Source organism: Pseudomonas citronellolis (assembly GCF_001586155.1).
Lineage (GTDB): Bacteria > Pseudomonadota > Gammaproteobacteria > Pseudomonadales > Pseudomonadaceae > Pseudomonas > Pseudomonas citronellolis.
Genome location: NZ_CP014158.1, coordinates 3,467,622 through 3,488,069, shown reverse-complemented (window position 1 = coordinate 3,488,069; position 20,448 = coordinate 3,467,622). Strand labels below are relative to the sequence as shown.

Here is a 20,448-nt window from a genome sequence, read left to right as displayed (position 1 = left end):
CGGCGCTAAATTTCCGCCCGCACGCCTCGTCCTCCCCCACAGGCGATGCCCTGCCCCGGGCTGCCATCCGACTCCAACGCTGACTGGGACGGCAATGACTAGCACCCGCACGAAAAAGATCCTCTGGCTCACCCTGCCCCTGCTCGTACTGGCCCTCGTGGCGGGCGCCGCGGCCTGGCTGCTGCTGGCCCGCGCCCAGCCCTACCCGCGCGAGGTGATGGCCCACGCCGAGGCGCTGCACGAGCGCATCCTGTCTTTCGACAGCCGGGTGACCGTCCCCCTGGACTTCGGCACCGAAGGCCACGAGGCCGACCGAGACGGCCCCTCGCAGCTGGACCTGGTCAAGGCCGGGCGCGGCCGCCTGTCCGGCGCAGCCCTGGCGATCTTCGGCTGGCCGGAGATGTGGAGCGGCCCCGACGCCCCGCACAAGCCCACGCCGGGCTTCGTCGACGAGGCGCGGCACCAGCAGGAAATCCGCTACAGGATTCTCACCGGCATGGTCCGCGACTTCCCCGAGCGGGTGGGCATCGCCTACACGCCGGAGGACTTCCGCCGCCTGGCCATGGAAGGCAAGTTCGCCATCGTCATGAGCATGCTCAACGCCTACCCGCTGGGCGACGACCTGTCCCAGCTGGACCTGTGGGCGGCTCGCGGCATGCGCATGTTCGGCTTCAACTACGTGGGCAACAACAGCTGGTCCGACTCCTCCCGCCCCCTGCCCTTCTTCAACGATTCGCCCGACGCCCTGGGCGGCCTCTCGCCCCTGGGCAAGCAGGCGGTGCAACGGCTCAATGACCTGGGGGTGATCATCGACGTCTCGCAGATGTCGACCAGGGCACTGGAGCAGGTCGCCGCCCTCAGCCGCGCGCCCATCGTCGCCTCGCATTCGGCGCCGCGGGCGCTGGTGGACATCCGCCGCAACCTCAGCGACCACGAAATGCAGCTGATCAAGGACAGCGGCGGGGTCATCCAGGTGGTCGGCTTCCCGGCCTACCTGCGCCCGCTGAGCAAGCCCACCCTGGAGAAGCTCGACGCCCTGCGCGCGCGCTTCGACCTGCCGCCGCTGGCCGGCCTGGACTACGCCCTGATGCCCGGCGACCCGGTGATCGCCATCTGGCCGGAGAAGAAGTTCGGCGAATACGCCAGCAGCCTCTACGGCATCCTCGACGAGGAGCCCAAGGCCGGTCTGGCGGACTTCGTCAACGCCATCGACTACACGGTGAAGAAGGTCGGCATCGACCACGTCGGCATCAGCTCCGACTTCAACGACGGCGGCGGCCTGGACGGCTGGAAGGACGAGAGCGAAATCCGCAACGTCACCGCCGAGCTGATCACCCGCGGCTACTCCGACGCCGACATCGCCAAGCTCTGGGGCGGCAACTTCCTGCGCGTATGGGGCGAGGTGCAGAAGCGCGCCAAACCGCCCGTCGCCACCCGCTGAACCGCGCCAAGGACATTCCATGAACGACCGCCGTACCTTCCTCAAGCAGGCCGGGCTGCTCGCCGCCAGCCTGCCCCTGCTGCAGACTTCCGACCTGGCCCTGGCCGCCGCCGCGCCGGCCGGCGCGGACAAGTGGCAGGCCTTGCGCCGGCAATTCGACCTCGACCCGAACTACCTGCACTTCGCCAACTTCCTGCTGACCTCGCACCCGCGCCCGGTGCAGCAGGCCATAGACGCGCTGCGCGCGCGCTTCAACGCCAACCCCGGCGAGGCGGTGGACTGGGACCGCGAGGAAATCTGGAAATACGAGGACGAGACGCGCGCCTGGGCCGGCCGCTACTTCGGCGTCAAGCCGGCGCAGGTGGCCCTCACCGGCAGCACCACCGACGGCCTCGCCGCCATCTACGGCGGCCTGCTGGTGGCGCCGGGCAAGGAAATCCTCACCTCCAGCCACGAGCACTATTCCACCTACACCACCCTGGAATACCGCCACAAGCGCATGGGCACACAGGTACGCGAATTTCCCCTGTTCAAGGACCCGCACGGGGCATCGGCCGACGAAATCCTCGCCAATATCCACCGCAACATCCGCCCCGAGACGCGGGTGCTGGGCATGACCTGGGTGCAGTCGGGCAGTGGCGTGAAGCTGCCGGTGCGCGAGATCGGCCAATTGGTGGCCGAGGCCAACCGCAACCGCGACGCCGCCGAGCGGATCATCTACGTGGTCGACGGCGTGCACGGCTTCGGCGTGGAGGACGCGAACTTCGCCGACTTCGGCTGCGACTACTTCATCGCCGGCACCCACAAGTGGCTGTTCGGCCCGCGCGGCACCGGCGTCATCATCGCCCGCGAGGAGCAGCTGCAGGAGCACCTGGTGCCAAGCATCCCCACCTTCACCCGCGCCGACAGCTTCGGCACCCTGATGACCCCCGGCGGCTACCACGCCTTCGAGCACCGCCTGGCATTGGGCAAGGCCTTCGAGCTGCACCTGCAGCTGGGCAAGGCCGACGTCCAGGCGCGCATCCACCAGCTCAACGGCTACCTCAAGCAGCGCCTGGCCGAGCACGCGAAAGTGCGCCTGGTCACGCCGACCAGCCCGGAACTCTCCTCCGGCTTCACCTTCTTCCGCGTCGACGGCCGCGACTGCGACGCCGTGGCCCGGCACCTGATGGCGCACAAGGTGATCAGCGACGCCGTGGACCGCGACGTCGGCCCGGTGGTGCGCCTGGCGCCCAGCCTGCTCAACGACGAGGCGCAGATCGACCGGGTGCTGGACATTCTCGCTCCGCAGCTCGCCTGACCCGCTTCCCACTTCACGAGAACCGCCATGCACGCATTACCGCCCCTGGCCCTGGCCACCCTGCTCCTGGCCGCCCCCACCGCTTTCGCCGCCGAGGCGCACAAGCCGGGCGCCGTGTTCAAGGACTGCAAGGACTGCCCCGAGATGGTGGTGCTGCCCGCCGGCAGCTTCACCATGGGCACCCCGGACGACGAGACGGGCCGCCAGCCGGACGAAGGCCCATTGCACACCGTGACCTTCGCCCGGCCCTTCGCCATCAGCCGCTACCAGGTCACCGCCGCCGAGCTGGACGCCTACCTGAAGGCCACCGGCGTGCGCCTGGCCAACGGCGACACCCGCCCCGGCCGCGAATGCATCGCCGGCAAGCCGCGCTACAGGCAGGGCCCGCGCCAGCCGGCGGTGTGCGTCGACTACGAGGACGTGAAGGGCTACGCGGCCTGGCTGTCGAAGAAGACCGGCCAGCATTACCGGATGATCAGCGAAGCCGAACGCGAATATGCCGCCCGCGCCGGCAGCGCCGGGCCCTTCCCGTTCCCCTTCGACGAGGGCAAGGAGTACAGCATCGCCAAGCACGCCAACACCTACGGCGCCGCCGACGGCTACAACTTCACCTCGCCGGCGGGCAGCTTCCCGCCCAACGCCTTCGGCGTGTACGACATGCACGGCAACGTCTACGAATGGGTCGCCGACTGCTGGCACGACAACTACGACGGCGCCCCCAGCGACGGCAGCGCCTGGATCGACAGCGACTGCAAGCTGGTGCAGATCCGCGGCAACGACTGGGGCGAGGCGCCGATCTTCTCCCGCTCGGGCAACCGCAACAACGCCTACAAGAGCGACCGCGGCGACTGGATAGGTTTCCGCGTCGCCCGCGAACTCTGAGCGCGGCCTCGGCGGCCGACCGGCTAATTTTCCCGCGCCCGCGCTCGTTACCGGGGTGGGCGCCACTTCAACCTTCGCATCCCGTGCGTCGCGCCCCGACGCGCCGAGGTAACCCCATGTCCGCAACGCAGCGCAGCGCCACCCGGGAACTCCTGGGTATCCTCAAGCCCTTCTGGGCGACCCTCGCCCTGTCCATCGCCCTGGGCGTGGTCGGCGGCATCAGCATCACCGCCCTGCTCACCGCCATCAATCGCGTGCTGAACGCCAAAGGCGGCATGACCCAGGGCATGATGTTCGCCTTCGCCGCCATCTGCGCCCTGGCCCTGCTCAGCTCGATCCTGTCGAACGTCGGCACCAACTACGTCGGCCAGAAGGTGATCGCGCGGCTGCGCAAGGACCTCGGCGGCCGGGTGCTCTCGGCGCCCATCGAGCAACTCGAACGCTACCGCAGCCACCGCCTGATCCCGGTGCTCACCCACGACATCGACACCGTCAGCGACCTGGCCTTCGGCCTGCCACAGCTGATCATCTCGCTGACCGTCACCCTCGGGTGCCTTGGCTACCTGGCGACCCTGTCCCTGCCGATGTTCCTCGTCGCCGCCGGCGCCGTGGTCCTCGGCACCATCGCCCAGTACATCGCCCGCGGCCGCGGCCTGGCCGGCTTCGAACAGGCGCGAGAACAGGAAGACCTGCTGCAGAAGCACTACCGGGGCATGGCCGAAGGCGCCAAGGAACTGCGCATCCACCGCCCGCGCCGGCAACGCCTGCACCGCCACCAGCTGGGCGAGACCGCCGACAACATCTGCCGCCTGCAGGTACGCTCGGTGAACATCTTCCTCGCCGCCAGCACCTTCGGCTCGCTGCTGTTCTTCGTGGTGATAGGCGCCACCCTCGCCGTGCAGACCTGGTGGCCGACCAGCGATCGCAGCGTGCTCAGCGGCTTCATCATGACCCTGCTGTTCATGAAGGGCCCGCTGGAAAGCGTGCTCGGCCTGCTGCCGCTGCTCGGCCGCAACCGCATCGCCCTGCGCCGCATCGCCGAGCTCAATGAGCGCTTCTCCAACCCCGAGCCCTACCTGCTGCTGGAGGGCGACGCGCGGGAGCCGGCCATGGAGCCCCTGCGCACCCTGGAGCTGCGCGACGTGCGCTACGCCTACCCGGCGGTGGGCGACGCCCCGCCCTTCGTCATGGGTCCGCTGAACCTGAAGATCGAGGCCGGCGAGATGCTCTTCGTCGTCGGCGAGAACGGCGGCGGCAAGACCACCCTGATCAAGCTGCTGCTGGGCCTGTACACGCCCCACAGCGGCGAGGTGCTGGTCAACGGCAAGGTCGTCGAGGCCAGCAGCCGCGACGATTACCGGCAACTGTTCACCACCATTTTCGCCGACTTCTTCCTTTTCGAGGAGCTGATGGACGGGCAGCGCGACATACCCGCCGAAGCCGCGCGCTACCTGGAGCGCCTGGAGATCGCACACAAGGTCGGGGTGGCCGACGGCGCCTTCACCACCACCGACCTCTCCACCGGCCAGCGCAAGCGCCTGGCCCTGGTGCATGCCTGGCTGGACCAGCGGCCGATCCTGGTGTTCGACGAATGGGCCGCCGACCAGGACCCAACCTTCCGCCGCATCTTCTACACCGAGCTGCTGCCCGACCTGAAGCGCCAGGGCCGGACACTCATCGTCATCTCCCACGACGACCGCTATTTCGACGTTGCCGACCAGTTGGTGCGCATGGAGCAGGGGCAACTGGTCAGCGAGCGGGCCCTGGCCTGAGGGCCGGGCCACAGCCCTCCCCGGCCGGATGCCTCGGGCGCCAAGGCGGCGCCCGAGGCATCCGATGGCAGAGCGCCACTTTTTTCTAAATTCCGCTGCGCCTGGTTCGTTATCAGGGCGAATGCCGTCAGAGCAACTGCATCTTCATAAAAATAATGCTTCTCATCAGCATATAGATTCTGCATCTACCATAAGGAGTCCGTCCCCCATGTCCCGCCCCCGCATCAGCCGAAGCCGGCTGGCCAAGGCCATCCACCCCGTTGCCCCCCAGCGCCGGCTGTTGCCCGGCGCCCTGCTCGCCGCCCTGCTGAGCGCCGGCGTGGCCCACGCCGAGCCGGTGAAGCTGGACATTCCCGCCCAGTCGCTGGCCAGCGCCCTGCGCGAGTTCGGCAAGCAGGCCGGCCTGGAAGTCCTCTACAGCCCGGACGTGGTCAAGGGCGTGAAGTCCAGGGGAGTCAGCGGCTCGCTGGAGCCCGAGGAGGCTCTGGACACGCTGCTGCAGGGCAGTGGCATCTCCTATCACCGCGAAGGCAACACCATCACCCTCAGCGCGGTCACCTCCGACCTGCTGCAGATGGGCGCGGTGACCATCGAGGGCCGAGGGCTGGGCGCCACCACCGACGGCACCGGCTCCTATACCACCGGCCTGGTGTCGAGCATCACCAAGCTGCCGCTGACGCCGCGGGAAACCCCGCAGACGGTCACCGTGATGAGCCGCCAGCAGATGGACGACTTCGGCCTCAACAGCATCGACGACGTCATGAAGCACACCCCGGGCGTCACCGTGCAGAAGCTCGACAGCGAGCGTAGCGCCTACTGGGCGCGCGGCTCGCAGATCACCAACTTCCAGTACGACGGCATCCCCTCCTACCTGGATACCGCCTACGCCGACGGCAAGACCCTCAGCGACATGGCCATCTACGACCGCATCGAGGTGATCAAGGGCGCCACCGGCCTGCTCACCGGCAGCGGCCAGCCCGGCGCGGCCCTGAACCTGATCCGCAAGCGCCCGACCCGCAGCTTCGCCGGCCACGTGTCGCTGGGCGCCGGCTCCTGGGACAACTACCGCGGCGAGCTGGACGTCGGCGGCCCGCTGACCGACGAAGGCAACATCCGCGGACGCTTCGTCACGGCCTACCAGGACAAGAACTCCTACATGGACCGTTACGAGCAGAAGAACTCCACCTACTACGGCATCCTCGAAGCCGACCTGACGCCGAGCACCCTGTTCAGCATCGGCATGGACTACCAGGACACCACCCCCACCGCCTCCAACTGGGCCGGGGTGCCGCTGTTCTACTCCGACGGTTCCAAGACCGACTTCTCGCGATCCTTCAACCCCGGCGCCAACTGGAGCTCCTGGGAACAGTACAACCGCACGGTCTTCGCCACCCTCGAGCACACGCTGGAGAACAACTGGACGCTCAAGCTGCACCTGAACCACCAGGAAAGCGGCTACCACGCCCCGCTGGGCTCCGCCGGCGGCGGCTACCCGGACCCGGTCACCGGCGAAGGCGGCATCCTCTTCCACGGCAAGTACACCGGCGACACCCGCCGCGACTCGGTGGACATGTATGCCTCCGGCCCCTTCGAACTGTTCGGCCGCGAGCACGAGGCGGTGTTCGGCTACAACGCCTCGCGCTCGGTGACCAAGGGCAACGGCTACTGGGACTACCCCACCCCCTACGACTCCAGCATCCCCAACATCTTCACCTGGAACGGCAAGTTCCCCGAGCCGGACTGGGGCTCCAAGGCCAACCTGAAGAACTACTCGCAGCTGCACCAGTCTGGCTACTACGGCACCGTGCGCCTGAAGCCGACCGACGACCTGGCGCTGATCGCCGGCGCCCGCGTGGCCGACTACCACGACAGCGCCGAGCAGATCTCCGACAGCCAGTACGGCTACTACGTCACCCCGCAGAGCACCCGCAAGAGCGGCGTGGTGGTGCCCTATCTCGGCGCGGTGTACGACCTGAACGACAACTACTCGGTGTACGCCAGCTACACGGGCATCTTCCAGCCGCAGCAACTGCGCGACATCAACGACAAGCCGCTGGAGCCCGAAGAAGGCAAGAGCTACGAGCTGGGCGTGAAGGGCGAGTTCTACGACGGCCTGCTCAACGCCAGCTTCGCGGTGTTCGAGTCGCAGCAGGACAACCTCGCAGTCGAGACCAGCGACGTCACCCCTTCCGGCGGCATCGCCTACGAAAGCGTCGACGGCACCAAGACCCGCGGCTTCGAGGCGGAGGTTTCCGGCGAGCTCCTGCCGGGCTGGCAGCTGCAGGCCGGCTACACCCACGCGGTCAGCCGCGACAAGGACGGCCACCGCATCCGCACCCTCAACCCGGACCAGCTGTTCCGCCTGTACACCACCTACCAGCTGCCGGGCGAGCTGAACCAGTTCACCGTCGGCGGCGGCGCCAGCTACCAGAGCAAGATCTGGACGAACGTCAGCGACCAGAACTACGAAACGGTGAAATACACCCAGGGCAGCTACTGGCTGGTGGACCTGATGACGCGCTACCAGGTCACCGACAACCTGTCGGCCACGCTCAACCTGAACAACGTGTTCGACAAGAAGTACTTCAGCAACCTCGGGTTCTACAACACCGGCTACTACGGCGAGCCGCGCAACCTGATGCTCACCACCCGCTGGGACTTCTGAGCGAACCGCAGGCCGTCGGCCTGAACGACAACGCCGTTTCCCTTCGCGGGGAAACGGCGTTTTCGTGTCTGCGCGACAGGTGATGATGGGTATCGCTTCGCTCAACCCATCCTACGCAGGATGACTCCGGACTCACCGCCTGTCCCTTCAGGGAGAGGGCTGGGCTGAGGGTTGCGGACTGTCTTGCCGGCTGCGCCGAGGCGCTTTCCGTAGGATGGGTTGAGCCTTGGCGAAACCCATGCGGCCACGGTGATGGGTATCGCTTCGCTCAACGCCATCCTACGGGTTGTGTTTGCCGGGGGGCGTAGGAGCGGACTCTGTCCGCGATTGGACTCGCCGCCCGCTCCGAGGGCACCCTCTCCCTCCGGGAGAGGGCTGGGGTGAGGGAAGCAACCGGCAAAACGCTCACCCCACCAGCCAACGATCCAGCCAGGCAGCCTGGCTGGCATGGATGGCGGCCACCTCTCCCACCAGCCCGTGCATGCGCATGAAGTCGTGGGTCAGGTCCGGGCGCAGGTCCAGGGTGAGGTCGTTGCCTGCTTCGCGCAGGCGCTCGGCCAGCGCCAGGCCTTCGTCGTACAGCGGGTCGTGGCCGGCCAGCGCCAGGTGGACCGGCGGCAGGCCGTCCAGGCTCGGCGCCAGCAGTGGCGAGAAGCGCCAGTCGAGGCGGTCCTGCGGGTTGCGCGCGTAGCTGTCGTAGAACCATTCCAGGGTCGCGCTCTCCAGCAGATAGCCGCTGGCGTAGCGCTGGTGCGAGGGGCGCTGGCGGCTGGCGTCGGCCACCGGGTAGGCCAGCAGCAGCGCGCGCGGTCGCAGCGCCGCGGTTTCGGGCGCGGCGGCGGCCTGCAAGGCCAGCACCAGGGCCAGGCTGGCACCCACGCTGTCGCCGCCGAAGGCCACCCGCGCGGGGTCCAGGCCCAGGGTCGCGCCCTGCTCGCGCAGCCAGACCAGGGCGTCCGCCACGTCCTCCAGCGCCGTGGGGAAGCGCCAGGCCGGCGCCAGGCGGTAATCCACCGCCAGCACCGCGCAGCGGCTCGCCAGTGCCAGACGCCGGCAGAGGGCGTCGTGGGAGTCCAGGCTGCCGACCACGTAGCCGCCGCCGTGCAGGTACAGCAGCACCGGCGCCGGGCGTGGCGCACCGCTGCGCCGGTAGAGACGGGCCGCGAGTTCCTGGCCGTCGCGGCTGGGGTAGTTCAGCCGCTCGACCTCCAGGCCGGCGGCGACGGGGCTGTCGAGCGACAGCGAGGCCGCCTCGAAATCGCGCCGCGCGCGTTCTGCGCCGAGGTCCTGGAAGGCCTGGCTCTTGCCGCTCAGGCGGCCCAGTTCGACCAGCTCGAGAAAGGCCTCGAGATCCGGATGTAGGGACATGCAATCACTCCGCAGGAAGACCGGCGCCAGCCAGGAGGTACCCTGGCCGGCGCGTTGGGGAAGGTTTCAGGCCAGCGCCGTGCGGCTCGCCAGCGCCTGGCGCAGGGCGGCGATGAAGCGCGGGTGGCGCGGCAGCTCGAAGTGGCCGGCGTCGATCGCCTCGTGCAGCGCCTGGCGCCCCGGCAGCAGCGGTATTTGGCGCTGCGCGGCCCACCAGCAGTGCGTGGCGACGCGGGTGGCCGGCAGCGACGGCAGCGCCAGGGACAACTGCTTCAGCCGCCAGGCGACGAGGAAGACTCGCGCCAGCTCGTCCGCCCCCAGGGCCGCGTAGGCGCTGTCGCCATTGGCGCGGGCCAGGGCCGCGGCCGTCCGCCGCGCCACCTCGGCGGCTTGCGGCGCGGCGCTCGGCGCTTCGTCCTCCGCCGCCCCCGGCGGCAGGCCCAGGACCACGCCGAGGAAGGCCTCGAGGTCGTCCTGCCAGCTGCCGTCGGCCACGCCCTCCTCGCCCGGCACGTAGCTGTCGAGCAGGCCGAGGAAGGCCACTTCCTGGCCCTGGCGCTCCAGCTCCGCGGCCACCAGCGTCGCCAGGGTGCCGCCCAGCGACCAACCGAACAGGTGGTACGGGCCCCGGGGCTGCTGCTGGCGGATGTACTGGGCGTAGTCGATGGCCATGCCCTCCAGCGAATCGTCCGTCCACTCGCCGCTCAGCAGCATGCGGCACTGCACCGCCTGCACCGGGTGGCTGCCCTCCAGCGCGCGGGCCAGGGGTTCGTAGTCGAACACGGTGCCGAAGCCCGCATGCAGGCAGAACAGAGTCGCCTCGGCGCCGGCGCCGTTGAGCGCTAGCAGCGGGTTCAAGTCCTGTTCCCCCGCCTCGCCGCAGAGGGCGCCGATGCTGGGTTTCTGCATCAGGTCGCGCAGGCGCAGCTCCAGGCCCAGCTCCGGCGCCTGGCGGACCCTGGCGATGACCTTGAGCGCCTGCAGCGAATCGCCGCCCAGCTCGAAGAAGTTGTCGTCCAGGCCCACCCGCTCGACGCCCAGGATTTCCGCCCAGATGGCCGCCAGGCGCCGCTCCCGGTCGTTGCGCGGGGCCAGGTAGGCGCGCTCGCTGGCCGCCTCCGGCGCCGGCAGGGCCTGGCGATCGAGCTTGCCGTTGGGCAGCAGCGGCAGGCGCTCCAGGCACAACAGGCGCGCCGGCAGCATGTACTCCGGCAGGCGCTGGCGCAGCGCCGCCAGCAGCCCGGCCTCGCTGCCCGGGGGGGCCACCGCGTAGCCCAGCAGTTGCCGGCCCTGCTCGCCGTCGCGGGCGATCACCGCGGCGTCGCGCACCGTCTCCAGGGCGCGCAGGGCGGCTTCGATCTCGCCCAGCTCGATGCGGAAGCCGCGGATCTTCACCTGGTGGTCGAGGCGGCCGAGGTAGTCGTGCAGGCCGTCGTCACGCTCGCGCACCAGGTCGCCGCTGCGGTACAGGCGCTCGCCGTTGCCGAAGGGGTCGGGAACGAAGCGCTCGGCGGTGAGGGCGGGACGGCCGAGGTAGCCGCGCGCCAGGTAAGCGCCGCCGAGATACAGCTCGCCGGCCACGCCGGCAGGCAGCGCGTTCAGGTCGCCATCCAGCAGGCGCAGGCGGCGCGGGCCCACGCCCCTGCCGATGGGGGCGTAGGCGGCGTCGCAATGGGCGTCGCCGTCGGCGCGCCAGAGCAGCGGCGTGACCACCGTCTCGGTCGGGCCATAGCCGTTCACCAGGCGCCGCGGTCGCAAGGCGCGCTTGGCCCGTTCGAAGCTGGCCTCGGCGACGGCGTCGCCGCCGAAGCAGTAGGTGCCCACCCGCGGCGCCCAGCCCTGGCGCTCGGCCTCCTCGGCCAGTTGCAGCAGGTAGGCCGGCGGGAAGCAGGCCACGTCCACCCGGTGTTCGCGCATGGCCTCCAGGGTCTGCGCGGGAGTCCACAGCTCCTCGTCGCGCAGCAGCAGGCTGCCGCCGTGGCCGAGCACGCTGAGCCAGCGTTCGTGGGCGCCGTCGAAGGCGAAGGAGAGGAAATGCAGTTCGCAGGTCCGCTCGTCCAGCTCGTACAGCGCGCCTATGGCGCGGCAGTGCCGGGCGATGGGGCCGTGGGCCACGGCCACGCCCTTGGGCGTGCCGGTGGAGCCGGAGGTGTAGATCAGGTAGGCCAGGTTGTCCTCGTGCAGCTGGACGGCCGGCGCCCGCGCCGGCAGCGCGTCGAGCTCCGCCTGCAACGCGTCCAGGTCGGCGCGGGCCAGCCCCTCGGGCAGGCCGAGCCGTTCGCCCAGGGCCTGGCGCGTCAGCAGCAGCGCCATGGCCGAGTCGCGTACCAGGAAGGCCAGGCGCTCGGCCGGGTAGCCGAGGTCCAGCGGCACGTAGGCCGCGCCGGCCTTGAGCACCGCCAGCAGGCCCACCAGCAGTTCGCAGGAGCGCTCCAGCGCCACCCCCACCCGCGCCTCGGGGCCGATGCCCTGGGCGCGCAACCAGTGCGCCAGTTGGCTGGAGCGGCGGTCCAGTTCGGCGTAGCTCATGCGCTGGCCGGCGCAGACCAGCGCGGTGGCCTGCGGCTGGCGCGCCGCCCAGTCGCCGATGCGCTGTGGCAGCAGCGCGGCCGGCGTCTCCTGCGGCAAGGCGCGGATGCCGGGCGGCGGCTCCAGGCCGAGGCAGCCCAGGGCGCGCCCGGCGTCCTCCAGCAGGGCCAGCAGCAGGTGCTCGAAATGCCGGCGGATGGCCAGAACGCCTGCGTCGGCGAACGACTGGCGCAGGTAGAGGAATTCGATGCTGAGGGTCTCGCCCAGGTGCACCGCCAGGTCCATGGGGAAGTGCGTGACGTCGCGCATGTTCGACTCGCCGAAGCGCAGCCCGCCGCCGGCGGCCTCCTGCAGGCGGCGGTCCAGCGGGTAGTTCTCGAACACCACCAGGCTGTCGAACAGCGGTTGCCCGCCCTGCCCGGCCCAGCGCTGGATGTCGTGCAAGGGCGCCTGCTCGTGCTCGCGGGCCTCGACGTTATAGTGCTGCAGTTGCCGCAGCCAGTCGCCCACCCGCTGCGTCGGCTCGATGCGTTGGATCACCGGCACCGTATTGATGAACAGCCCCAGCAGGTTCTCCGCGCCGGGCAGCGCCGCCGGGCGCCCGGCCACGGTGGCGCCGAAGGCCACGCTGGCCTGGCCGGTGTGGCGCTGCAGCAGCAACAGCCAGGCCGCCTGCACCAGGGTGTTGGCCGTCACCCGCTGGGCCTGGGCGAAGGCCTGCAGGCGGCGCGTGGTCGGCGCATCGAAGGTGGAGTAGATGGCCGCGTGGCCGCTGCGCCCGCCTTCGGGCCGCGGCGCCATGCCGGGCGCCAGGTAGCAGGGTTCGTCCAGCTGCGCCAGGCGTTCGCGCCAGAAGCGCTGCAGCTGCTCGCCATCGAGCCGCTGCAGCCAGCCGATGTAGTCGGCATAGCGCCCCCGCGGCGCCGGCAGCGTCTCGCCGGCATACAGCCCGAGCACCTCGCCGACCAGCTGCGAGCTGCTCCAGCCGTCCAGCAGGATGTGGTGGCTGGTCCAGATCAGTTGCCAGGCATCGTCCTCCAACCGCGCCAGGGTGATGCGCTGCAGCGGCGGCGCGGCGAAATCGAAGCCCTGGGCGCAGTCCTGCGCCGCCAGCTCGGCCACCTGCGCCGCAGCGTCCGCCGCGGCGCGGCAGTCCACCTCGCGGATCGGCACCGGCGCCTGGCGCAGCACGAACTGCAGGGGCTCGCCGAGCCCCGCCTGCCAGAGGAAACCGCTGCGCAGTATCGCGTGGCGCGCGCAGGCCTGCTGCCAGCAGGCAGCGAAGCGCGCCGGGTCGAGGCCGTCGACGCGGATGCTCAACTGGTTGACGTACAGCCCCGGCTCGCTGTCTTCGAGGCTGTGGAAGAGCATGCCCTTCTGCATCGGCGACAGCGGGTAGATGTCCTCCACCCGTGCCAGCTCCAGCGGCAGGGCGTCCAGCGCGGCCTGGTCGAGGCCGGCCAGGGGGAAGTCCTCCGGGCGCGCCTGGCCGCGGGCGCCCAGGCAATGCTCCAGCAGGGCGCGCAGTTCGTCCTCCAGGGACGCGGCCAGGCCCTCCACCACGCCGGCGTCGAACAGCGCGCTGCTGTAGGTCCAGTACAGGTGCAGCTCGCCGCCGTACACCTGGCCGTTGATCGCCAGCCAGTTGTCCAGCGGCGAACCTTCGGCGCGCTCGGCGCCGGGCGATTCGCCCGCCGGCTGCAGCGGGCCCTGGGCGGCGAGGCTGCGGTCGAGTTGGCCGAGGTAGTTGAAGGTGATGCGCGGCGCCGGCAGAGCGGCCAGCTCGGCCTGCGCGCGGGCATCGCCCAGGTAGCGCAGCGCGCCGAAGCCCAGGCCCTTGTCCGGCACTGCGCGCAATTGGTCGCGCACCGCGCGGATGGCCGCGCCGGGCTCGGCGGGCACGCTCAGACACAGCGGGAACAGGCTGGTGAACCAGCCGAGGCTGCGGGTCAGGTCGATGCCGTCGAACAGGTCCTCGCGGCCATGCCCTTCCAGCTGCACCAGCATGGACGGCTCGCCGCTCCAGCGCGTCACCACACGCGCCAGGGCGCACAGCAGCAGGTCGTTGACCTGGGTGCGGTAGGCGCCGGGAGCATCCTGCAGCAGTTGGCGGGTCGCCTCGGCGTCCAGCCGCGTACAGGCACTGGCGGCCAGGCGGCCGTCGAGGGCGCCTGGCGGAAGCTCGGCGGGCACGCCGGGCAGCCCCGCGGGGGCGCCATCGAGCTGGGCGCGCCAGTAGTCCAGTTGCTCGCGGGCGGCGCCGCTGGCATAGCCTTGCAGGGCGGCGTGCCAGTCCTGCAGGGAGCTGGTACGCGGCGGCAGCTGCGCCGGCTGGCCCTCCAGTTGCTGCTGGTAGAGCCCCTGCAGGTCTTCCAGCAGGATGCGCCAGGACACGCCATCCACCAGCAGGTGGTGGATGGCCAGCAACAGGCGCTGGCTGCCGTCGGCCATGTCCACCAGCAGCGCGCGCAGCAGCTGGCCGTCCAGGCGCAGGCTGGCCTGGGCCGCCGTGCACAGTGCTTCCAGCTCGGCGGCGTCGCGTGCCTGCCGGCGCCACAGCAGCGGGTCCTGTCGCTGCAACTGCCGTTGGCTTGCCGCGTCGCGGTAGACGCCATGCCACTGGGGATGCGCCACGAAGCCCAGGCGCAGGGCGTCGTGCTGTTCCACCAGGGCCGCCAGGGCGCGCTCCAGCGCCTGGCCGTCCAGCGCGGATTCGGCGCGCAGCAGCAGCGACTGGTTCCAGTGCGCGGCCACGGGCAGCGGCAGCTCGAAGAACCAGCGCTGGATCGGCAGCAGCGGCAGCTCGCCCTCGGCCACCGCCCGCGGTGCTGTTTCGGCGCCAGCCCGGGCGACCTCGGCCAGGGCGCGCACGCTCTGGTGCCTGAACAGGTCGCGGGGCGTGAAGTGCAGCCCGGCCTGGCGGGCGCGGCTGACCACCTGGATGGAAATGATGGAATCGCCGCCCAGTTCGAAGAAGTTGTCGTCCAGCCCCACCTGCTCCAGGCCCAGCACGTTGGCCCAGATCTGCGCCAGGCGCGCCTGCGCCTCGTTCTGCGGGGCCGCCCAGGCCTGGCGCAGCTCGCCGCCGCCCGTGCTGGGCAGGGCCTTGCGGTCGAGCTTGCCGTTGGTGGTCAACGGCAATACCGGCAACAGGTGCATCTGCGCCGGCACCATGTATTCCGGCAGGGTTTCCAGCAGGTGCGCCTTCAATGCCTGGCGCAGGGCCTGGCGGGCTTCTTCGGCGCCCTCCTGCACCAGGCTCGCATCCCGGGGGACCAGGTAGGCGGCCAGTTGCTTGCCGTGGGCCGCATCCAGCGCCAGCACCACCGCTTCGCGCAGCGCCGGGTGATCGAGCAGGCGCGCCTCGATCTCGCCCAGTTCGATGCGGAAGCCGCGGATCTTCACCTGGTGGTCGATCCGCCCGACGTAGTCGAGCACGCCATCGGCGCGGTAGCGCGCCAGGTCGCCGGAGCGGTACAGGCGGCTGCCGTCGCCGGCAAAGGGATTGGGCACGAAGCGCTCGGCGGTCAGCGCCGCGCGCTGGTGGTAGCCGCGCGCCAGGCCCGCATGGCCGACGTGCAGCTCGCCGATGCAGCCGCGCGGCACCGGGTTGAGGTCGGCGTCCAGCACGTAGCCGCCCAGGTCCGGGATCATCTCGCCGATCGGGCTGCTGGCGCCGCCTTCCAGGTCGGCCAGGCCGAGCGGGCGATAGGTGACGTGCACCGTGGTCTCGGTGATGCCGTACATGTTCACCAGTTGCGGGCGGCGCTCGCCGAAACGTTCGAACCAGGGCCGCAGGCTGGCGATCTCCAGCGCCTCGCCGCCGAACACCACGTAGCGCAGCGCCAGGTCGTCGCCGCCGGCGCAGGCCAGCGGCAGCAACTGGCGGAACGCCGACGGCGTCTGGTTGAGCACGCTGACGCGCTCGCGCCGCAGCAGGGCCAGGAACTCCTCGGGCGAACGGCTGACTTCGAAGGGCACCAGCACCAGGCGCCCGCCGTGCAGCAGCGCGCCGAAGATTTCCCAGACGGAGAAGTCGAAGGCGTAGGAGTGGAACATCGTCCAGACGTCGCCGGCGTCGAAGCCGAACCAGTCCCGGGTGGCGCTGAACAGGCGCAATACGTTGCGCTGGCTGAGCAACGCGCCCTTCGGCTTGCCGGTGGAGCCGGAGGTGTAGATGACGTAGGCCAGGTTGTCGGGCGTGGAACGTGGCGGCAGGTTGTCCGTGGAGTATTGCGCCAGGTTCGCTTCCAGCTCGTCCAGGCGCAGCAGGCGGACGCCGGCCGGCCAGGGCAGCGCCGCGGCCGCCGCGTCGCCGAGCACCAGGCCGATGCCGCTGTCCTGGGCGAGGTAGGCCAGGCGCTCTGCCGGGTAGTCCGGGTCCAGCGGCACGTAGGCGCCGCCGGCCTTGAGCGTGGCCAGCAGCGCCACCAGCATGTCCAGGGTGCGCGGCAGGGCGATGCCCACCCGCACTTCCGCGGTCACCCCCAGCGTCGCCAGGTGGCGCGCCAGCCGGTTGGCGCGGGCGTTCAGCTCGGCGTAGGTCAGCCGCGCATCGCCCAGGCTGGCCGCCACCGCGTCCGGGGTGCGCGCCGCCCAGCCGGCGACGATCGTCGCCAGGCCATCGGCGACCGGGTATTCGCGAAGGCCGCCGTTCCAGCGCTGCAAGGTGGCCTGGCGTTCCTCGGCGGCCAGCAGCGGCAGCTCGCCGATGCGTACCTGCGGGTCCGCGGCGGCCGCTTCCAGCAGGCGCTGCCAGTCGCCGGCCAGGCGTTCGATGGTCGCCTCGTCGAACAGCTCGCGGGGGTAGATCAGCGAGGCCACCAGGCCGCCGTCGGCGGTGCTCTCGGTATTCAGGGTGAGGTCGAACTGGGCGCTGACGTTCTCCCATTCGAGCATCTCCAGGCGCAGCCCGCCGGGAGCCGCGCCGGGCGCTGCGAGCGAGGTCGCGGCCTGCTGGTGGTTGAACATCACCTGGAACAGCGGGTTGCGCTCCAGGCTGCGCTCGGCCTGCAGCGCCTCCACCACCTGTTCGAACGGCAGGTCCTGGTGGGCCTGGGCGCCCACCACGCTGTCGCGCACCTGGGCCAGCAACTGGCGGAAGCCCAGCGAGCCCTGCACCTGGGCGCGCAGCACCAGGGTGTTGACGAAGAAGCCGAGCACGCCCTCGACTTCCACCCGGCTGCGGTTGGCCACCGGCACGCCGACGCGGATGTCCTCCTGGCCGCTGTAGCGGTAGAGCAGCGCCTGGAAGCTGGCCAGCAACAGGGCGAACAGCGTGGCGCCCTCGGCGCGCGCCAGGCGCTCCAGAGCCTGGACCAGCTCCGGCGGCAGTTGGAAGCCTAGGCGCCGCCCCTCGCCTTGCAACTCGCGGGGCCGCGGGCGGTCCAGCGGCAGCTCCAGTGCCTGGCCGGCCTCGCCCAGGCGTTCGCGCCAGTAGTCCAGTTGCCGCTGCCCTTCCCCCGCCTCCATCCAGCGGCGTTGCCAGGCCGCGTAGTCGGCGTAGCGGATCGGCGGCTCGGCCAGCTCCGGCAGCCTGCCGGCGGCGAAGGCGGCGTAGCTCTCCAGCAGTTCGTCCACCAGCAGGCGCATCGACCAGCCGTCGGAGACGATGTGATGCTGGGTGATGACCAGGACGTGCTCCTGCTCTTCCAGGCGCAGCAGGCGGGTGCGCAGCAGCGGCCCTTCCTGCAGGTCGAAGGGCCGCGCGGTCTCGTGTTCGACGGCGGCGCGCAGCTGCGCCTCGTCGGCCACCGCCTGCACGGCCAGGTCCACCGCGACGTCCTCGCGCAGCACCTGCCGGGGCCCCGCCTCGCCCATGCGGAACACGCTGCGCAGCACCGCGTGGCGCTGCAGCAACGCGGCGAACGCCGAGCGCAGCGCGGGCAGTTGCAGCGGCCCGTGCAGGCGCAGCGCCAGGGGCATGTTGTAGGCGCTGCCCTGCGGTTCCAGCTGCCAGAGGAACCACAGCCGCTGCTGCGCATAGGACAGCGGCTCGCCCTCCGCCGCCGGCTCCCCCGGCGGTATCGGCAGTTGCTCGAAGCTCACCCCCTGCGCCTGCATCTTGTCCAGGAACTGCCGGCGCTGCTGCGGGCCCAGTCCGGCAAAGCGCTGGGCGATCCGCAAGGCGGTGGTCTTGTCCATCACACGTTCTCCAACTCGTCGAGGAAGGCTTCCAGTTCCCCCAGGTCGGCATCGGCCGCGGGGGACTGCAACGTGGCCACCTGGCGCGCGAACGCGTCGAGATCGGCGGCCTCGAACAGCCATTTCAGGGGAACCTTGCGGCCTTGCTGCTGCAGCCGGGCGATCACCTGGGAGGCCAGCAGGGAGTGTCCGCCGAGGTCGAAGAAGTTGTCGTCCAGCCCCACTTCATCGACCTGCAGGACTTCCCGCCAGACCTCCGCCAGTTCCTGCTCCAGCGCGCTCTCGGGCGCCCTGTGGTTCCGGTGTGTCTGTTGAACGTTCGGCGCCGGCAGCGATTTACGCTCCAGCTTGCCGTTGGGCGACAGCGGCATGCGCTCCAGCAGGCAGAAGTGCGCCGGCACCATGTACTCCGGCAGCGTCTCGCGCAGGGCCTGGCGCACTGCCTGGCGCGCGGCCTCGGCCTGCTGCGGGTCGTCCAGCCAGCGCCGCTCGTCCGGCACCAGGTAGGCCACCAGTTGCTTGCCGGTGCGCCCGTCCAGGGCCAGCACCACGGCCTCGGCGATGCCCGGCAGTTGCTGCAGGCGCGCCTCGATCTCGCCCAGTTCGATGCGCAGCCCGCGGATCTTCACCTGGTGGTCGATGCGCCCCTGGTAGTCGAGCACGCCGTCGGCGCCGCAGCGCACCAGGTCGCCGCTGCGGTACAGGCGCTCACCGTTGCCGCGCGGGTCAGGCACGAAGCGCTCGGCGGTCAGCGCCGGGCGGCGGTGGTAGCCGCGCGCCAGGCCGGTGCCGCCCAGGTAGAGCTCGCCGGTCACCCCGCCGGGCGCCAGTTCCAGTTCGGCGTCGAGCACGTGGCAGCCGAGGTTGGCGATGGGCTGGCCGATCGGCACCGAGTGGCCGGCGCGCTCACGGCAGGTCCAGTGGCTGACGTCGATGGCCGCCTCGGTGGGGCCGTAGAGGTTGTACAGGGCCGCCGCCGGCAGCCTGGCGAACACCTGCTGCTGGGCTTCCAGCGGCAGCGCCTCGCCGCTGCAGATAATGCGCCGCAGGCTCTCGCACTGCCCGGCATGCGGATGCTGGAGGAAGGCCTGCAGCATGGAGGGCACGAAATGCAGCGTGCTGATGCCCTGCTCGCGGATGGTCTCGATCAGCTGCTGCGCATCGCGATGCTCACCGGGCCGCGCCACCACCAGGCGCGCGCCGGTCATCAGCGGCCAGAAGAATTCCCACACCGAGACGTCGAAGCTGAACGGCGTCTTCTGCAGCACGCTGTCGCCCGCGCCCAGGCCGTAGGCCTCCTGCATCCAGGCCAGGCGGTTGTGCAGGGCCAGGTGGCGGTTGCCGGCGCCCTTGGGCCGGCCGGTGGAGCCGGAGGTGTAGATGACGTAGGCAAGGTTCTCGCCCTGGCAGAGGTTCTCCAGGTCCGAATCCTCCTGCGCCGCCAGCTCGTGCGCCAGGTGCTCCAGCGCCAGGGCCTCGACGCCGGCGACCGGCGGCAGCGACGGCAGCAGCCCGGCCTGGGTCAGCAGCAGGCCGATGCCGCTGTCCTCCAGCATGTAGGCCAGGCGCTCTGCCGGGTAGTCGGGGTCCAGCGGCACGTAGGCGCCGCCTGCCTTGAGAATCGCCAGCAGGCTGATGGGCATCTCCAGCGAGCGCTGCATGCACACGCCGACCAGCACTTCCGGCCCGACCCCGCGCTGGCGCAACAGGCGCGCCAGCTGGTTGGCCCGGCGGTTCGCCTGGGCATAGCTCAGGCGTTCGCCGGCGAAGTACAGCGCTTCCGCCTCGGGCGTGCGGCGCACCTGTTCCTCGATCAACTGGTGCACGCACAGCTGCAACGGGTAGTCGCGCCGTGGCCCCTGGCCCTCGGCCGCGCGCGCGGCGCGCTGTGCCTCGTCCAGCAGCGGCAGTTCGGCGACGCGTCGCTGCGGGTCCTCGGCCAGCGCCTGCAGCAGGCAGGTCCACTGGCGGGCCAGGCGCTCGATGCTCGACGCATCGAAGAGGTCGGTGGAGTACACCAGGGTGGCGGCGATCGCGCCCTGGTGCTCGGCGGTGTCGAGCAGCAGGTCGAACTGGGCGCCGGGCGCGCCGCCCTCGAGCATCTCCAGCTGCAGGCCGTCCAGCGCCGCCCCGGCCTGCGGGCCCGCCTCGCCCTGGTGGTTGAACAGCACCTGGAACAGCGGGCTGTGGCTCAGGCTGCGCTCCGGCTGCAGCGCCTCCACCAGTTGCTCGAAGGGCAGTTCCTGGTGGGCCTGTGCCTCCAGCATGCGCTGGCGGACCTGGCCCAGCAGCGCCGGGAAGGCCTGGTCGTCGGCGAAGTCGGCGCGCAGCACCAGGGTGTTGATGA

Annotated in this window: 8 protein-coding genes (1 of these 8 cut by a window edge); 5 read left to right on the top strand and 3 right to left on the bottom strand. The window is 70.7% G+C overall.

Annotated elements, in window-relative coordinates; genetic code table 11:
- The first annotated feature begins 94 nt into the window (after nucleotides 1-94).
- The 5 genes from pvdM to PcP3B5_RS15200 all read left to right on the top strand — a co-directional run bounded on the left by pvdM (nucleotide 95) and on the right by PcP3B5_RS15200 (nucleotide 8,060).
- The gene (pvdM, locus tag PcP3B5_RS15220; RefSeq protein ID WP_061561753.1) at nucleotides 95-1,441 is read left to right on the top strand and encodes a pyoverdine-tailoring dipeptidase-like protein PvdM; all 1,347 of its coding nucleotides are present in this window, start codon (nucleotides 95-97) and stop codon (nucleotides 1,439-1,441) included.
- A 19-nt stretch (nucleotides 1,442-1,460) separates the two neighbouring features.
- On the top strand, nucleotides 1,461-2,741 hold the full coding sequence (pvdN, locus tag PcP3B5_RS15215) for a pyoverdine-tailoring periplasmic protein PvdN (RefSeq protein WP_061561752.1): 1,281 nt from the start codon (nucleotides 1,461-1,463) through the stop codon (nucleotides 2,739-2,741).
- Nucleotides 2,742-2,768: 27 nt separating this feature from the next.
- Entirely contained in the window at nucleotides 2,769-3,623 is an 855-nt protein-coding gene (gene pvdO, locus PcP3B5_RS15210) for a dihydropyoverdine dehydrogenase (protein WP_009622042.1), read from the top strand.
- Nucleotides 3,624-3,739: 116 nt separating this feature from the next.
- On the top strand, nucleotides 3,740-5,395 hold the full coding sequence (locus tag PcP3B5_RS15205; protein ID WP_043272773.1) for a cyclic peptide export ABC transporter: 1,656 nt from the start codon (nucleotides 3,740-3,742) through the stop codon (nucleotides 5,393-5,395).
- A gap of 208 nt (nucleotides 5,396-5,603) precedes the next feature.
- Nucleotides 5,604-8,060 carry a TonB-dependent siderophore receptor gene (locus tag PcP3B5_RS15200; RefSeq protein WP_081884723.1) on the top strand — a complete coding sequence of 819 codons (2,457 nt, stop codon included), beginning with the start codon at nucleotides 5,604-5,606 and terminating at the stop codon, nucleotides 8,058-8,060.
- 405 nt (nucleotides 8,061-8,465) lie between these two features.
- Here the strand turns inward: PcP3B5_RS15200 and PcP3B5_RS15195 are convergent, their stop codons facing one another.
- From PcP3B5_RS15195 to PcP3B5_RS15185, 3 genes are all read right to left on the bottom strand, one after another.
- On the bottom strand, nucleotides 8,466-9,428 hold the full coding sequence (locus PcP3B5_RS15195) for an alpha/beta hydrolase (protein ID WP_043272771.1): 963 nt from the start codon (nucleotides 9,426-9,428) through the stop codon (nucleotides 8,466-8,468).
- Between the two features lie 66 nt (nucleotides 9,429-9,494).
- Nucleotides 9,495-18,101: a non-ribosomal peptide synthetase gene (locus PcP3B5_RS15190; RefSeq protein WP_061561751.1), complete on the bottom strand. Its 8,607-nt coding sequence runs from the start codon at nucleotides 18,099-18,101 to the stop codon at nucleotides 9,495-9,497.
- On the bottom strand, nucleotides 18,101-20,448 hold the end of the coding sequence (locus tag PcP3B5_RS15185; RefSeq protein WP_061561750.1) for a non-ribosomal peptide synthetase. Its footprint extends 16,264 nt past the window's final position; the window shows 2,348 of its 18,612 coding nt (coding positions 16,265-18,612); its start codon lies beyond the right edge, outside the window; it ends in the stop codon at nucleotides 18,101-18,103. Before PcP3B5_RS15185 ends, PcP3B5_RS15190 begins: the two co-directional genes overlap by 1 nt.

Coding starts and splice junctions, on each gene's coding strand:
- pvdM (WP_061561753.1), top strand. CDS start 95: ATGACTAGCACCCGCACGAAAAAGATCCTCTGGCTCACCCTGCCCCTG.
- pvdN (WP_061561752.1), top strand. CDS start 1,461: ATGAACGACCGCCGTACCTTCCTCAAGCAGGCCGGGCTGCTCGCCGCC.
- pvdO (WP_009622042.1), top strand. CDS start 2,769: ATGCACGCATTACCGCCCCTGGCCCTGGCCACCCTGCTCCTGGCCGCC.
- PcP3B5_RS15205 (WP_043272773.1), top strand. CDS start 3,740: ATGTCCGCAACGCAGCGCAGCGCCACCCGGGAACTCCTGGGTATCCTC.
- PcP3B5_RS15200 (WP_081884723.1), top strand. CDS start 5,604: ATGTCCCGCCCCCGCATCAGCCGAAGCCGGCTGGCCAAGGCCATCCAC.
- PcP3B5_RS15195 (WP_043272771.1), bottom strand. CDS start 9,428: ATGTCCCTACATCCGGATCTCGAGGCCTTTCTCGAGCTGGTCGAACTG.
- PcP3B5_RS15190 (WP_061561751.1), bottom strand. CDS start 18,101: ATGGACAAGACCACCGCCTTGCGGATCGCCCAGCGCTTTGCCGGACTG.